This is a genomic window from Nocardia sp. CDC153 (assembly GCF_035818515.1).
Classification (GTDB): Bacteria; Actinomycetota; Actinomycetes; order Mycobacteriales; family Mycobacteriaceae; genus Nocardia.
This window is the reverse complement of record NZ_JAYKYU010000002.1, coordinates 89,177-106,220: the sequence shown is the minus strand read 5'-3', so window position 1 is coordinate 106,220 and position 17,044 is coordinate 89,177. Positions and strand designations below refer to the sequence as shown.

2 protein-coding genes (1 of these 2 only partly in view) are annotated in these 17,044 nt (G+C 72.4%); both read left to right on the top strand.

What is annotated here, in order from left to right; translation table 11 throughout:
- Positions 1-131: 131 nt before the first annotated feature.
- Complete coding sequence (locus VMT65_RS08770) at positions 132-11,348, top strand: SDR family NAD(P)-dependent oxidoreductase (RefSeq protein WP_442790208.1); 11,217 nt, start codon at positions 132-134, stop codon at positions 11,346-11,348.
- Positions 11,348-17,044 carry the 5' end (the start) of a type I polyketide synthase gene (locus tag VMT65_RS38395; RefSeq protein ID WP_442790207.1) on the top strand. The gene runs 12,213 nt beyond the window's last position, so only the first 5,697 of its 17,910 coding nucleotides appear in the window; its start codon is at positions 11,348-11,350; its stop codon lies beyond the right edge, outside the window. The genes VMT65_RS08770 and VMT65_RS38395 overlap by 1 nt, the downstream gene beginning before the upstream one ends.

Genomic DNA, 17,044 nt, shown 5'->3' with positions numbered 1-17,044 from the left:
TGCTACTGCGGCTCGCCGGTGCCGGACCGGTGGACACGCCGCCCGCACAGTCGGCCGACCTTATCGACGAGCTGGACGACGAGAGCCTCATCCGGATGGCGCTCGAGTCGGATTCCTGAGGTGGAGAGACGATGACAAGCAACACCGACCAGCTCAGAAGCGCGCTGCGGGCGTCGCTGAAGGAGACCGAGCGCCTACGCCAGCTCAATCGCGAACTGGCGGAGGCGAATCGGGAGCCCCTGGCCATCGTGGGCATGAGCTGCCGCTATCCGGGCGGCGTCGGCTCGCCGGAGGACCTGTGGCGGCTGGTGGCCGCCGGAACCGACGCGGTCGGCGAGTTCCCGCGTGACCGCGGCTGGGATCTCGCCGCGCTCGAATCCAGCTCCCACACCCGGGAGGGTGGATTCCTCTACGACGCCGCCGAATTCGACGCCGCCTTCTTCGGAATCAGCCCCCGCGAGGCGCTCGCCATGGACCCCCAGCAGCGACTCGTCCTCGAACTCGCCTGGGAAGCCCTGGAACGCGCCGGTCTCGACCCGGACGCGCTGCGCGGCTCCCGCTGCGGAGTCTTCCTGGGGGCCAATGGCTCCGGCTACGGCGTCGGCGTCTCCGACCCGGAGGTGGAAGGGTATCTGCTGACCGGCACCGCCGCCAGCGTCATCTCCGGGCGCATCGCCTACACCCTCGGACTGGAGGGCCCGGCGGTCACCGTGGACACCGCCTGCTCGTCCTCGCTGGTCGCGCTGCACCTCGCGGGACAGGCGCTGCTGCGCGGTGAATGCACCCTGGCCCTGGCGGGCGGGGTGACCGTGATGCCCAATCCCGGCCTGTTCGTGGAGTTCTCGCGACAGGGTGGGCTCGCACCCGACGGCCGCTGCAAGGCGTTCGCCGACGCCGCCGACGGCACCGGCTGGTCCGAGGGCGCGGGCCTGCTGGTCGTCGAACGCCTCTCCGACGCCCTGCGGCTCGGACATCCGGTGCTGGCCGTGGTGCGCGGCAGCGCCGTGAACCAGGACGGCGCGTCCAATGGGCTGACCGCGCCGAACGGGCCCTCCCAGGAGCGGGTCATTCGGCAGGCCCTGGCGGCGGCACGGCTGGCCGCCGGGGAGATCGACGTCGTGGAGGCACACGGGACCGGCACCGTGCTCGGCGACCCGATCGAGGCACAGGCGCTGCTGGCGACCTACGGCAGCGACCGCGTCGACGCGCACCCGCTGCTGCTGGGCTCGCTGAAATCCAATATCGGCCACACTCAGGCCGCCGCCGGGGTCGGCGGAATCATCAAGATGGTCATGGCGATTCGCCACGGGGAAGTGCCCGCGACCCTGCACGTGGACGCGCCCAGCACCCGGGTCGACTGGGCGGCGGGCGCGATCGACCTGGTCACCGCGCGGACCCCGTGGCCGCAGACGGGTCGGCCCCGGCGGGCCGCGGTGTCCTCGTTCGGCGTCAGCGGCACCAACGCGCACGCGATCATCGAACAGGCCCCGACACCGGCACCTGCGGCCACCTCGGCGGGGACGACGCTGCCGATCCTGCCGATCCCGTTGTCCGCCAAGACCGATGCCGCACTGCGAGCACAGGCACAGCGGCTGCGCGACCACCTGGACAGTGGCGCTGAGCTTCTCGATATCGCCTATTCCACCGCCACATCACGCGCCGCGCTGCCCCGGCGCGCGGTGGTGTGCGCGGCCGATCGTGAGGAGCTATCGCGTGGCCTGGCCACGCTGGCCGCGGGTGAGGCCCCGATCGGCGGGCCCGTGAAAGGCAAACTGGCGTTCCTGTTCTCGGGCCAGGGTTCGCAGCGACTCAGCATGGGACGCGACCTGTACGAGGCGTTCCCGGCGTTCGCCGCCGCCTTCGACGAGGTGTGCGCCGCGTGGGAACTGCCCGTGCGGGAGGTGATGTGGGGCGCGGACCGGGAACGATTGGATCGCACCGAGTTCACCCAGGCCGGGCTGTTCGCCTTCGAGGTGGCCGCCTTCCGGCTGCTCGAAAGCTGGGGTCTGCGACCGGATTTCCTGCTCGGGCATTCCATCGGCGAGCTCGCCGCCGCGCACGTCGCGGGCGTGCTGTCCCTGGCCGATGCCGCGACATTGGTGGCGGCGCGTGGTGCACTGATGCAGGCGCTGCCGCCGGGCGGGGTCATGGTGGCCGTACAGGCCGCGGCCGACGAATTGGAACCCTTGCTGGTCGACGGGGTGAGCATCGCCGCGGTCAACGGCCCGAACTCGGTCGTCCTGTCCGGCGACGAGGAGGCGGTCGCCGCCGTGGTGGGCGACCGGAAGGCCAAGCGGCTGAGCGTGTCCCACGCCTTCCATTCCGCGCGCATGGAACCGATGCTGGACGAGTTCCGGGCGGTCGCCGCGCGACTGACCTACCACCCGCCGCGAATCCCGCTGGTATCCAACCTGACCGGACGACCGGTCGTCGAGATCGACGCCGAATACTGGGTGCGGCACGTGCGGGAAGCGGTGCGCTTCGCCGACGGCGTGCAGTATCTGACGGACTCGGGTGTACGGACCCTCCTCGAGTTGGGCCCGGACGGCACCTTGACCGCGATGGGCCAAGAATGCGTCCCCACCGGCGAATTCACCTCGATCGCGCGCAAGGATCGCCCGGAAGCCCGGACGCTGATGGATGCCGTGGCCGCGCTGCACATCGCCGGAGTCGGCCCGGACTGGAACGCGGTCTTCGCCGACACCGGGGCCCGGCGAGTGGATCTGCCCACCTACGCCTTCCAACGCGAACGCTATTGGCTGGCACCGGCCACGCTGACCAATGTCGGTGCGGCCGGGTTGAGCGCGGCCGATCATCCGCTGCTCGGCGCGACCGTGTCGCTGCCCGAATCCGGCGGCGTCCTGCTCACCGGGCGGCTGTCGCTGGACACCCACCCGTGGCTGGCCGACCACACCTCCCAGGGCGCACCGCTCCTGGCGGGCACCGCGTTCGTGGAGCTCGCCCTGCGCGCCGCCGATCAGGTCGGCGGCGGCACCGTCGAGGAACTCGTGCTCGCCGCACCGCTGCCGCTGCCCGCACACGGCGGCGTCGATCTGCAGGTGATCCTCGGCGCGGCCGACGAGACGGATCGCCGTGCGCTGTCGGTGTATTCGGGTCGAGACGGCGAATGGACCCGCCATGCCACCGGCATCATCGCGCCCGCGGCGACGTCGGCCGCGTTCGACCTGGCCGCCTGGCCGCCCGCGGACGCGACCGAACTGGATGTCGAGTACCTCTACGACGCCCTGGCGAGCGTGGGCATGGGCTATGGGCCCGCGTTCCGCGGCCTGCGCGCGGCCTGGCGGCGCGGCGACGAGGTCTTCGGCGAGGCCGTGCTCCCGGCGGGCGACGGCCGCGGATTCGCCTTGCACCCGGCGCTTTTCGACGCCGGACTGCACCTGCTGGGCCTCGACGCCTTCGCCGCCGAGGACGGGCGCGCACACCTGCCGTTCTCGTGGTCGGGCGTGACCCTGCACGCGGCCGGGGCGACCGCCGTCCGGGTCCGGGTGACCCCGCGCGAGGGCGGCGCGGTGTCGGTGGTCATGGCCGATACGACCGGCGCGCCGGTGATCTCGGTGGACTCGCTCGAGATGCGCGAGGTGACCACCGCCCGCGCGCAGTCCGATCCGCTCTACCGCCTCGAATGGGTCCCAGCGCCCGAAACGGATGCGCGGGAACAGGATTCGGCCATCGAGGTCCTTACCTGTGAGCCCGAGCCCGGCGACACCGTGCGGTCCACGCACACAACGGTCTGCCGCGTCCTGGAATCGCTGCACTCCTGGCTGGCCGCCGACCGTCCCGCCGCCGCGCGGCTGTTGGTGGTGACCACCGGTGCGGTCGCGGCCGTACCCGGTGACGAGGTCACCGATCTGGCGGCCGCCGCGGTCTGGGGCCTGGTGCGCTCGGCGCAATCCGAGCACCCCGGCCGCTTCCTGCTCGCCGATGTCGACTCACCCGACGGGGTGGCCGCGGCCGTCGCCGCGGGGGAGGCGCAGGCCGTGGTCCGCGCGGGCGAGGTCTTCGTACCGCGACTGGCCAAGGTCACCTCGACGGGGTCGGTGAACCCGTGGCGTTCCGACGGCACCGTGCTGATCACCGGTGGCTCGGGCACTCTCGCGGGTCTGGTGGCACGACACCTGGTGGTCGAGCATGGGGTGCGGCACCTGCTGCTGGCCAGTCGCAGCGGGCGCACCCCCGATCTGGGGGATCTCGACGCGACGATCACCTCCGTCGCCTGCGATGTGGCCGATCGGGCCGCGGTGACGGAGCTGCTGGCGGGCATCCCGGCCGAGCATCCGCTGACCGCGGTGGTCCACACCGCCGGTGTCGTCGACGACGGCGTCCTGGAATCACTCACCCCCGCGCGCGTCGAGGAGGTCCTGCGGCCCAAGGTGGACGCCGCCTGGCATCTGCACGAGCTGACCGCCGACCTGGACCTGTCGGCCTTCGTGCTGTTCTCCTCCGGCGCAGGCGTTTTCGGCACCGGCGGCCAAGCCAACTACGCGGCCGCCAATGCCTTCCTCGACGGCCTGGCCCAGCATCGCCGGTCGCGCGGCCTGCCCGCGACCGCACTCGCCTGGGGCCTGTGGGCGGTGCGCAGCGGCGTCACCGGTCATCTCGCCGAGGCCGACCTGGCCCGGGTGGCACGCGGCGGCGTGCTGGCGCTGTCGGCGCGAGAAGGATTGGCGCTGTTCGACAGTGGCTCGGCCGCAGCCGACGCGCTGGTGGTGGCCATGCGACTGGACCTGCCCGGCCTGCGGGCCCGTGCCGGGGACGGCGAGATCGCGCCGCTGCTGCGCGGCCTGGTCGGCGCACCGGCGCGCCGCAAGCTCACCGGACCGACCGGATCGCCGGTGGCGGGGCTGACCGGGGCCGAGCGCGAGCGCGCGCTGCTCGAGCTGGTCCTCACCAATGTGGCAGCGGTGCTGGGACATTCCGGCGCGGACGCGGTCGATCCCGGACGCGCCTTCGGCGAGATCGGCTTCGACTCGTTGACCGCGGTCGATCTGCGCAACCGGCTCGGCGCGGCCACCGGGCTGCGACTGCCGGTGACCCTGGTGTTCGATTTCCCGACCCCGGCGGCGCTGGCCGCCCACCTGGGAAGCGAATTGTCCGGCGGCACGGGCGAAGTCGCGGTACCGGCCGCGACCGAGGCCGCCGCGGACGAGCCCATCGCCATCATCGGCATGGCCTGCCGCTATCCCGGCGGCGTCGCCACCCCGGACGAGCTGTGGGAGCTGGTCGCCTCCGGCGCCGACGCCATCTCCGAATTCCCGCGCGATCGGGGCTGGGACGTCGAGGCGCTCTACGATCCCGACCCGGACCGGCTGGGCACCAGCTACACCCGGTCGGGCGGATTCCTGCACGAGGCCGCCGAATTCGATCCCGAGTTCTTCGGCATGTCACCGCGCGAGGCCCTGGCTACCGACTCCCAGCACCGACTGCTGCTGGAGGTGTCGCACGAGGCCTTCGAGCGGGCGGGACTGGACCCGGAATCGTTGCGCGGCAGCCGCACCGGGGTGTTCGCGGGCGTGATGTACCAGGACTACGCCAGCGTCGTCGAGCATGCTGCCGACAACTTCGAGGGCACCATGGGATTCGGCGGCAGCATCGCCTCCGGACGCGTCGCCTACACCTTCGGACTCGAAGGCCCGGCGGTCACCGTCGACACCGCCTGCTCCTCGTCGCTGGTCGCCCTGCACTGGGCCGCACGGTCCCTGCGCGCGGGCGAATGCACGCTGGCCCTGGCGGGCGGGGTGACCGTGATGTCCACCCCGGGTGTCTTCCTCGGCTTCTCCCGGCAGCGCGGACTGTCCCCGGACGGGCGCTGCAAGGCGTTCTCCGCCAGCGCCGACGGCACCGGCTGGGGTGAAGGCGTCGGCATGCTGGTGGTCGAGCGGCTCTCCGACGCCCGCCGCAACGGGCACCCGATCCTGGCGGTGCTGCGCGGATCGGCCATCAACCAGGACGGCGCGTCCAACGGTCTCACCGCGCCGAACGGGCCCGCGCAGCAACGGGTCATCCGTCAGGCCCTGGCCGACGCCGGGCTGCGCGCCGCCGACGTGGACGCGGTCGAAGGGCACGGCACCGGCACCACCCTCGGGGATCCGATCGAGGCCCAAGCCCTGCTGGCGACCTACGGGCAGGACCGTGACCGGCCGCTGTGGCTGGGCTCGATCAAATCGAATATCGGCCACACCCAGGCCGCCGCCGGGGTGGCCGGGGTGATCAAGATGGTGCAGGCCATGCGGCACGGCGTGCTGCCGCCGACGCTGCACGTGGACGCGCCGTCCCCGCACGTGGATTGGTCCGCGGGCGCGGTCGCGCTGCTGACCCGGGCACGGGAATGGCCCGCGGTCGAGGGGCGTCCGCGGCGCGCGGGCATCTCGTCGTTCGGGGTGAGCGGTACCAACGCCCACCTCGTGCTCGAGGAGTATCCCGCCGAGCAGCGTTCGGGCACCGCGACGAAAATGCCCGTGCCCTGGCTTGTTTCGGCCAAGACCGAGTCGGCGCTGGGGGAGCAGCTCGCGCGGCTCGGCCGTTATCTGCGGTCCCGACCCGAGCTGGAACCGGCCGACATCGGATGGTCGCTGGCCACCACCCGCACCGCCTACCGCCATCGGGCGGCGGTCACCGGGCGCACCCGGGAGGAACTGCTCGCCGCCCTGGATGCGCCCGCGATCACCGGGTCCGTGGTGAAAGGCGCACTGGCCTACCTGTTCTCGGGCCAGGGTTCCCAGCGCTGGGGGATGGGTCGCGAACTTCACTCGGAGTTCCCGGTCTTCGCCGCGGCGTTCGACGAGATCTGCGCCGCTCTGGACATGCCGGTCCGCGAGGCGATCTGGGGCGAGGACACCGCCGCCGTGGATCGCACCGAGTACACCCAGACCGGACTGTTCGCGCTCGAGGTGGCCCTGTTTCGCCTGCTCGAAAGCTGGGGTGTGCGACCGGATTTCCTGCTCGGGCATTCGATCGGCGAGATCGCGGCCGCGCATGTCGCGGGCGTGCTGTCGGTGGCGGACGCGTGCGCCCTGGTGCGGGCCCGGGGTCGGCTGATGCAGGCGCTGCCCGCCGGTGGCGCGATGGTCGCGGTGCGCGCCTCCGAGGCCGAGATTCGCCCCGCGCTGACCGAGGGGGTCGATATCGCGGCGATCAACGGGCCGGATTCGCTCGTGCTGTCCGGCGACGAGGACGCCGTGCTGGCGGTCGTCGGCGACCGGAAGGCCAAGCGGCTGACCGTTTCCCACGCCTTCCACTCGGCTCGCATGGAGCCCATGCTCGACGAGTTCCGCCGCATCGCGGCGGGACTGTCCTACGCGCCGCCGCGAATCCCGGTGGTATCCAACCTGACCAGCGCTCCGGTCGAGTCCTTCGATGCCGACTACTGGGTCCGCCATGTCCGCGCGACGGTCCGATTCGCCGACGGTGTGCGGTATCTGGCCGGCCAGGGTGTCCGGACCGCCCTCGAACTGGGACCCGACGGCACGCTGGCGGCCATGGGGCCGGACAGCCTGACCGACGCGGAACCGGTGTCCGACATCGCGTTCGTGCCCCTGCTGCGCAAGGACCGTGGGGAGAGCGAGGCCGCGATCGCGGCCTTGGCGCGGCTGACGGTGCGCGGCATCGGCGTGAACTGGGCGGGCATCTTCCCCGAGGCCCGACGGGTGGAACTGCCGACCTACGCCTTCGAACACCGGCACTACTGGCCCAAGCGGGCGGCGGTCACCGGTGACATCGGCGCGGTCGGCCTGGACGCGGCCGATCATCCGCTGCTCGGGGCCGCGGTGGCGCTGCCGGAATCCGGTGGCGTGCTGCTCACCGGCCGACTGTCCGTGGAAACCCACCCGTGGCTGGGCGACCACGTGGTCCTCGGCTCGGTGCTGGTGCCCGGAACCGCGCTGGTGGAGTTGGCGATTCGCGCGGGCGACCAGGTTGGTTGCCCGGTCGTGGAGGAACTCACGCTCGCGGTGCCGCTGGTGCTGCCCGAAGGGCGCGCGGTGCACATTCAGGTCGCGGTGGCCGCCGCCGACGAGCAGGGCCGGCGCGGCCTGTCGATCCACTCCAGTGTGGACGGCTCGACCGAGTGGACCCGCCACGCCACCGGCATGCTCGGAACCGACAGCCGCACCGCTGATTTCGAGTTGAGCGTGTGGCCGCCCGAGGGTGCGCGAGCGCTGCGCGCGGACGGGTGCTACGACACCTTCGCCGACCGCGGTTTCGCGTACGGACCCGCCTTCCGGGGTCTGCGCCGGGCCTGGCAGCACGGCACCCAGATCCTCGCGGAAGTCGAACTGCCGGAGGAATTCCGCGACCCGGCCTTCGGCATCCATCCGGCACTGCTGGACTCCGCGCTGCACGCGCTCGGACTGGCCCCGGACGCCGGAGACACCGGGGCACTGCCGTTCTCGTGGACCGGGGTCACGCTGCACGCCAGCGGTGCCGCCACGCTGCGGGTCCGGCTGGACCGATCCGATGCGGAAACCTGGAGTCTGCGGGTCGCCGACGGCACCGGCGGGCCGGTCGCCTCGATCGACTCCCTGATCCTGCGGGCCGCGGCAACCGATCGGTTCGACACTGTCCGCCAGCACGACTCGCTGTGGCAGCTCGACTGGGTCGACGCCACCGAGGCCGAGCCCTGGACCGGGGAATGGGTCGAGCTCGGCGACACCGCAGTGGAATCCCTGGACCCGGTACCGGACACCGTGGTGGTGGCCAGCGAACCGGGCAACACGCCCGACGCCGTGCGAGCCGCGACCCATCGAATCCTCGGCCTGCTCCAATCCTGGCTCGCCGACGACCGATTCGCCGACACACGACTGGTGGTGACCACGCGCGGGGCGGTGGCCGCCGCACCCGGCGAACGCCCCGTCGACCTGGCCGGAGCCGCGGTCTGGGGTCTGGTTCGCTCGGCCCAATCCGAGCATCCGGGTCGGTTCGTCCTGGCCGACGTGTCTTCGCCCAACGACCTGGCCGCCGCCCTCGCCAGCGGCGAACCACAGGTGGCCGTGCGCGCGGGCGCGGTGCTGACACCCCGATTGGCCAGGGCCGCAGGGGCACTCACCGTGCCCGAGGCCACACCGGACTGGCGCTTGGACAGCACCGGCAAGGGCACCCTCGACAACCTGGCCCTCCTGCCGCACCCGGAGGCGTCCCGGCCGCTCGCCGCGGGCGAGGTGCGCATCGCGGTCCGCGCGGCCGGACTGAACTTCCGCGACGTCCTCAACACGCTGGGCATGTATCCCGGCGATGCCGGACCGCTCGGGGTCGAAGGGGCCGGGGTGGTGACCGAAGTAGCCTCGGACGTCACCGATTTCGTAGTCGGCGACCGGGTGCTGGGTCTGCTGCCCTGGGCGTTCGGGCCGACCGCGGTAGCCGACGCACGCGTGATCGTGAAGCTGCCCAACGACTGGTCGTTCACCCGTGGCGCGTCGGTGCCGGTCGTGTTCCTCACCGCTTACTACGCCCTGCGCGATCTCGCCGACCTGCAGGCGGGTGAATCCGTGCTGGTGCACGCGGCCGCGGGCGGGGTCGGTATGGCCGCGGTGCAGCTGGCCCGGCACTGGGGCGCGGAGGTGTTCGCCACGGCGAGCGCGCCGAAACAGGATGTGCTGCGCGCGCAGGGCCTGGCCGACGATCACATCGCCTCCTCCCGCAGCCTGGACTTCGCCGACGAATTCCACACGCGCACCGCGGGACGCGGCGTCGATGTGGTGCTCGACGCGCTGGCGGGCGAATTCGTCGACGCCTCGCTGCGCCTGCTGCCGCGCGGCGGCCGGTTCATCGAGATGGGCAAGACCGACGTGCGCGATCCGGCGCGGGTCGCCGCGGACCATCCCGGGGTGAGCTACCGGTCCTTCGAACTGTTCGACGCCGGACCCGACCGCATCCGGCAACTGCTGGACGAGCTGATGCGACTCTTCGAAGCCGGTGTGCTGCAACCCCTTCCGGTCACCACCTGGGACGTCCGGCGAGCGCCGGAGGCTTTCCGGCACGTGAGCCGCGCCCGCCACGTCGGCAAGGTCGTGCTCACCGTCCCCGCCGCCCCGAACCCGCACGGCACCGTGCTGATCACCGGCGCGACCGGCACCCTCGGCGGACTGCTGGCCCGACATCTGGTGACCGAGCACGGGATTCGGCATCTGCTGCTGACCAGCCGCGGCGGCCGAGCCCCCGAACTGGAGGCGGAACTGACCGCGCTCGGCGCACGGGTCACCATGGCGGCCTGCGATATCGGCGACCGCGCCGCCCTGCGCGCGCTGCTCGCCACCATCCCGGCCGAGCACCCGCTGACCGGCGTGGTGCACGCGGCCGGCGTGATCGACGACGGCGTGATCGACGCCCTGACCCCCGAACGGATCGACACCGTCCTGCGCCCGAAGGTCGACGCCGCGTGGAATCTGCACGCGGAGACCGAACATCTGGACCTGGCCGACTTCGTGCTCTACTCCTCGGCGTCCGGACTGTTCGGTGCCCCGGGTCAGGCCAACTACGCGGCGGCCAACGCCTTCCTCGACGCCCTCGCCCAACAGCGCGCCGCGGCCGGGCTGGCGGGCACCGCGCTGGCGTGGGGACTGTGGGAGGAACGCAGCGCCCTCACCGCGGACCTCGGCGCGGCCGACCGGAAACGCATGTCGCGCAGCGGTGTTCGCGCGCTGTCGGCCTCCGACGGGCTGGCCCTGTTCGATGCCGCCCGGCACTCCGGTCGCTCGGCCCTCGCGCCCATGCATGTGGACGCGTCCGCGCTGCGTGGGCAGGACCGGCCGCATCCGCTGCTGCGCGGCCTGGTCCGTGCCCCGGCCCGGCGAGTCGCCGACGCGGGCACCGCCGCGGCGGCAGAATCGCTGCGGGAGCGGCTGATCGGACTGCCCGCGGCCGAGGCCGAGCGCATCCTCACCGATCTGGTCGCCACCCACATGGCCGCCGTCCTCGGCTACTCGGGTCCGGAGGCAGTGGATCGGGAGCGCACGTTCCGCGATCTCGGGTTCGATTCGCTGACCGCCGTGGAACTGCGCAACCGGCTCGGCGCGGCCACCGGGCTGCGACTGCCCGCGACCCTGGTCTTCGACCATCCGACCGCCCCGGAGGTGGCCGCCCTGCTGCGCGCGGAACTGGCCCCCGATGGGGCCGCGTCCGCCACGGTGGCGCTGCGGGAGGTGGACCGGCTCGGCGAGCTGCTCGCCGCCCTGGAGACCTCCGAGGCCGAACGGGCCCAGATCACCGTCCGGCTGCAATCCCTGCTCGTGAAATGGGGTGGCGCGCAAGCGCCGACCGAATCCGGGGTCGGCCTCGACGCCGACACCGACGACGAGCTTTTCGACTTCATCGACAACGACCTACAGGTGTCTTGATGAGCACTCCGCAGACCAGCAATGAAGCCAAACTCCGCGACTACCTCAAAAGGGTCGCCGCGGATCTGCAGCAGACCCGCCAACGGCTCATCGAGGCCGAATCGCGGGAGCAGGAACCGATCGCCATCATCGGCATGAGCTGCCGCTTCCCCGGCGGCGTGCGCTCACCCGAGGACCTGTGGCGGCTGGCCGCCGACGGTGTCGACGCCATCGGCGACTTCCCGACCGATCGCGGGTGGGCGGTCGATCCGAGCTACCCGCGGCGCGGCGGATTCCTCTATGACGCACCGGAATTCGACGCCGCGTTCTTCGGGATCTCCCCACGCGAGGCGCTGGCCATGGACCCGCAGCAACGACTGCTGATGGAGCTGTCATGGGAGGCCATCGAGCGGGCCGGGATCGACGCGGCCACCCTGCGCGGCGGCCAGGTCGGGGTGTTCGCCGGTGCGGCCGCCTCCGGCTACGGCGCGCACGCCGAACCGGAGCAGACCGCGGGCTTCGCCCTCACCGGCGGTGCGACCAGCGTGCTGTCCGGGCGCGTCGCGTACTTCTTCGGATTCGAGGGCCCGGCGGTCACCATCGACACCGCCTGCTCGTCGTCGCTGGTGGCCCTGCATCTGGCCGGACACTCACTGCGGCAAGGCGAATCGTCGCTGGCGCTGGTGGGCGGGGTGACCGTCATGCCCAGCCCCGCCATGTTCGCCGAGTTCGCCCGCCAGGGCGGGCTCGCCGCGGACGGACGCTGTAAAGCCTTCGCGGCCAGCGCGGACGGGACCGGGTGGGCCGAGGGTGCGGGTGTGCTGCTGATCGAGCGGCTGTCCGATGCCCGGCGTCATGGGCATCCGGTGCTGGCGGTGGTGCGCGGCACCGCCGTCAACCAGGATGGCGCGTCCAATGGCCTGACCGCGCCGAATGGTCCGTCCCAGCAACGGGTCATCCGCAAGGCGCTGGCCAACGCGCGACTGTCGGCCGCGCAGGTGGACGCGGTGGAGGCGCACGGCACTGGAACCACCCTGGGCGATCCGATCGAGGCCCAGGCCCTGCTCGCGACCTACGGGCGCGACCGGGATCGTCCGCTGTGGCTGGGCTCGCTCAAATCGAACATCGGCCACACGCAGGCCGCTGCGGGCGTCGCGGGCGTGATCAAAATGGTGCAGGCCCTCCGCCACGGCGTGCTGCCGCGCACGCTGCACGTGGACGAGCCGTCGCCGCAGGTGGATTGGTCGGCGGGCGCGGTCGAACTGCTGACCGCGAACCGGGACTGGCCGCGCGGGGAGGAGCCGCGCCGTGCCGGTGTCTCGGCCTTCGGTGTCAGCGGCACCAACGCGCATGTGATTCTCGAACAGGCCGCCGACCCGGAACCTGTTGCGCCGGCAGCGCCGAACCCGGAACTGGACATGGTGCCGTGGGTGCTCTCGGCGAAGACCCCGTCGGCCTTGCGTGCCCAGGCCGCGAACCTGGTCGAATTCGCCACGGGCGCACCGGATATCGACCCGATCGACATCGGGCGCGCGCTGACCGTGCGATCGGCGCTGGACAGTCGTGCCGTGGTGGTGGGGGCGGACCGCGACGAACTGTTGGCCGCGCTGCGCGCGGTGGCCGACGGCACGACGGCCCCCGCCCCACACGCCGGGGGCGGCAAGATCGTATTCGTCTTCCCTGGCCAGGGTTCGCAGTGGACCGGCATGGCCCTCGAATTGGCCGCCGCCGCACCGGTGTTCGCGCAGCGACTGGCCGAGTGCGAGCGGGCGCTCGAACCGTACGTGGACTGGCGGTTGAGCGAGGTGCTCGCCGACGCGGCGCAGCTCGAGCGGGTCGACGTGGTGCAGGCGGCGCTGTGGGCGGTGGCGGTCTCGCTGGCCGCGCTGTGGCGTTCGTACGGGGTGGAACCGGCCGCGGTGGTGGGACATTCGCAGGGCGAGATCGCGGCCGCGGTGGTCGCGGGGGCGCTGTCGCTCGAGGACGGCGCGCGGGTGGTGGCCTTGCGCGGGCGCGCGCTCACCGCGCTGTCGGGCCGGGGCGGCATGGTCTCGGTCGCCTGCTCGGTGGACGAACTGGGTCCCCTGGACCCGGGACTGTCGATCGCGGCGGTGAACGGGCCGGGCGCGGTGGTGCTCTCCGGAGCACCCGAAGCCCTGGACGCGCTGCTGGCGCGCTGCGAGTCCGAAGGGGTTCGGGCCCGGCGCATTCCCATCGACTATGCGGCGCATTCGGCGCAGATCGACGCCCTGCGCGACGAACTCACCACCGTGCTCGCCCCGGTCCGGCCCCGTCCGAGCACGATCCCGCTCTACTCGTCGGTGACCGGCGCGCTGTTGGACACCACCGGCATGGACGCCGACTACTGGTTCCGCAATACCCGCGAGACGGTCCGATTCGACCGGGCCACAGCGGCATTGGCCGCCGACGGCTACCGGGTGTTCATCGAATCCAGTGCGCATCCGGTGCTCACGGGACCCGTGCAGGCGGCGGTCGAAGAGGCGGTGGTTGTCGGCTCGCTGCGCCGCGGCGAGGGCGACATCCGGCGGTTCCTGACCGCCCTGGGCGAGGTCTTCGCCGGGGGAGTGCCGATCGATTGGGCCGCGCTGTTCCCCGGCACGGGCCGGGTGGAATTGCCGACCTATCCCTTCGAGCGGCAACGGTATTGGCTGGAGCAGCCGACCGCGCGGGCCGGTGGCGATGGCCAGCGGTACCGCGTCGATTGGCGCACGCTGCCCGACCCCGAATCCATTCCGCCGCGCACATTGCTGGTGATCGCACCGCCCGCGGAATCCGAGAGCGGCAGGGAGACAGCCGAACTCACCGACGCGCTGTCCGAACGCGGTGTCGTGCTGGTGCGCACGGCACCGGCCGACGACGTGACCGCCCTGGTCGACAAGCTCTCCGGCGTCGGCAAGGTCGATGCCGTGCTGTCACTGCTGGCCCCCGATTCGAGCCCGCACGACGAGCATTCGGCGGTGCCGCGCGGATACGCCCTCACCTTGACACTGATCCAGGCCCTGGGCGCGGCCGGTGTCGATGCACCGCTGTGGTGTGCGACCCGCGGCGCGGTGGCCGTCGCGGACGAACCGGTGCGGCCCGAACAAGCCCTGGTCTGGGGTCTGGGACGGGTCGCGGCACTGGAACTACCGGACCGCTGGGGCGGTCTGGTGGACCTGCCCCGAGACGTGAATGCCGCCCTCGTGGACCGCCTGCTCGGTGTGCTGGGCGGTCCCGAGGACCAGGTGGCACTCCGCTCGACCGGAGTATTGGGCCGTCGACTGGTCCGGGCGGCGCTGCGCGCCAAGGGCTCTCACGGCTGGACGCCGTCCGGCACCGTCCTGGTGACCGGCGGCACCGGTGCGCTCGGCGCGCACACCGCCCGGTGGCTGGCCGCCGACGGAGCCGCGCACCTCGTCCTCGTGAGCCGACGCGGCCCCGCGGCCCCCGGTGCCACCGAGCTCGCGGCCGAGCTGCGCGCGCTGGGCGCGGAGGTGAGCGTGCTCGCCTGCGACGTGACCGATCGAGCGGCACTGTCCGAGGTGATCGCGGCCCTGCCCGCACTCGACGCGGTGGTGCACACCGCGGCGGTACTCGACGACGGTCTGGTCGACGCGTTGACCGTCGAGCAGGTCGATCGCGTATTGCGGGTCAAGGCGCGGGCGGCGTGGGATCTGCACGAATTGACCGCGGACCGGAAGCTGTCGGCGTTCGTGCTGTTCTCCTCGCTGGCGGGCGTGGTCGGCACGCCCGGGCAGGGCAATTACGCGCCCGGCAATGCCTACCTGGACGCCCTGGCCGAGTACCGCCGCGCCCAGGGCCTGCCCGCGACGGCCATCGCGTGGGGGCCGTGGGCCGGAGACGGCATGGCCGAGAGCGGAATCGGCGAGACCGCGCGCCGCCACGGCGTGCCCGAACTCGACCCGGCACTCGCCGTCGCGGCCCTGCGGGAGGCACTCGCGACCGGTGAGACCACGCTGACCGTCGCCGAGATCGACTGGGCCCGTTTCGGTGTCGCGTTCACCGCCACCCGGCCCAGTCCGCTGCTGGCCGACCTGATCCCGGCCGCTCCGCCCGCCGCCCCGGAACTCGGGACCGCCTCGCTGCTGGACCTGGTACGCCGCCAGGTCGCCGCCGTGCTCGGCTATCCGGATGCCGAATCGGTCTCGGCCACCAAGGCTTTCAAGGACCTCGGCTTCGACTCGGTGACCTCGGTCGACCTGCGCAACCGACTGGTCGCCGCGACCGGGCGACGGCTCTCGGCCACGGCTGTCTTCGACTACCCGACACCCCGGGCCCTGGCCGAATTCCTCGGCGGCACCGAGGAATCGACGGACCAGGCCGCCCCGAACGCCACCGAGGAGCCGATCGCCATTATCGGCATGGCCTGCCGATTCCCGGGCGGCGTCGGCTCGCCCGAAGACCTGTGGGAGCTGCTGCTCTCCGGCCGCGACACCGTCTCGGAGTTCCCCACCGACCGCGGCTGGGACATCGCCGGACTGTCCGCGGCCGATCGCCTCGCCACCCGCGAAGGCGCGTTCCTGGACCACGCGACGGAATTCGATGCCGAGTTCTTCGGCATCTCCCCGCGCGAGGCGCTGGCCATGGACCCCCAGCAGCGGCTGCTGCTCGAAACCACCTGGGAGGCCTTCGAACGCGCGGGCATCGACCCGGAGACCGTGCGCGGGAGCCGGGTCGGCGTCTACGCGGGCACCAATGGCCAGGACTACGTCGGTGTGGTGTCCCACGCCCGCGAGGACCTGGAAGGCTATGTCGCCACCGGTCTCACGGCCAGCGTGCTGTCGGGCCGCATCGCCTACGCCTTCGGGCTGGAAGGCCCGGCCGTCACCGTCGACACCGCCTGCTCGTCCGCGCTGGTGGCCCTGCATCTGGCCGGACAGGCGCTGCGCGCGGGCGAATGCGAACTCGCGCTCGCCGGTGGCGTGACAGTGATGTCGACCCCGACCGGGTTCGTCGAATTCTCCCGGCAGGGCGGACTCGCACCGGACGGGCGCTGCAAGGCGTTCGCCGAGGCGGCCGACGGCACCGGCTGGTCCGAGGGCGTCGGCGTGCTCATGCTCGAAAGGCTCTCCGACGCACAGCGTCTCGGGCACCGGGTGCTCGCGATCGTGCGCGGCTCGGCGGTCAATCAGGACGGCGCGTCCAATGGCCTGACCGCGCCCAATGGGCCGTCCCAACAGCGGGTGATCCGCCAGGCCCTCGCCGCCGCCGGGCTGCGGGCCGACGAGGTCGATGCGGTGGAGGCGCACGGCACGGGCACCGTGCTCGGCGACCCGATCGAAGCGCAGGCCCTGCTGGCTACCTACGGGCAGCACCGCGAGCAGCCGCTGCGGGTGGGCTCGATCAAATCGAATCTCGGACACACGCAGGCCGCCGCGGGCGTCGCCGGTGTGATCAAGATGGTGCTGGCGCTGCGGCACGGCGTGCTGCCGAAAACCCTGCACGTGGACCGGCCCTCGACGCACGTGGACTGGTCGGCGGGCGCGGTGGAACTGCTCACCGAGCAGCGCCCTTGGCCCGTCGGCGACCGGCCGCGCCGGGCCGGGGTCTCGTCCTTCGGCATCAGCGGCACCAATGCCCACGTCATTCTCGAACAGTTCCCCGAGGCCGATCCGCTGCCGCGTGAGCTGCCAGCGGGCGCGGTGCCGTGGGTGCTGTCGGCCAAGAGTCAGCGGGCCTTCGACGACCAGGTGGAC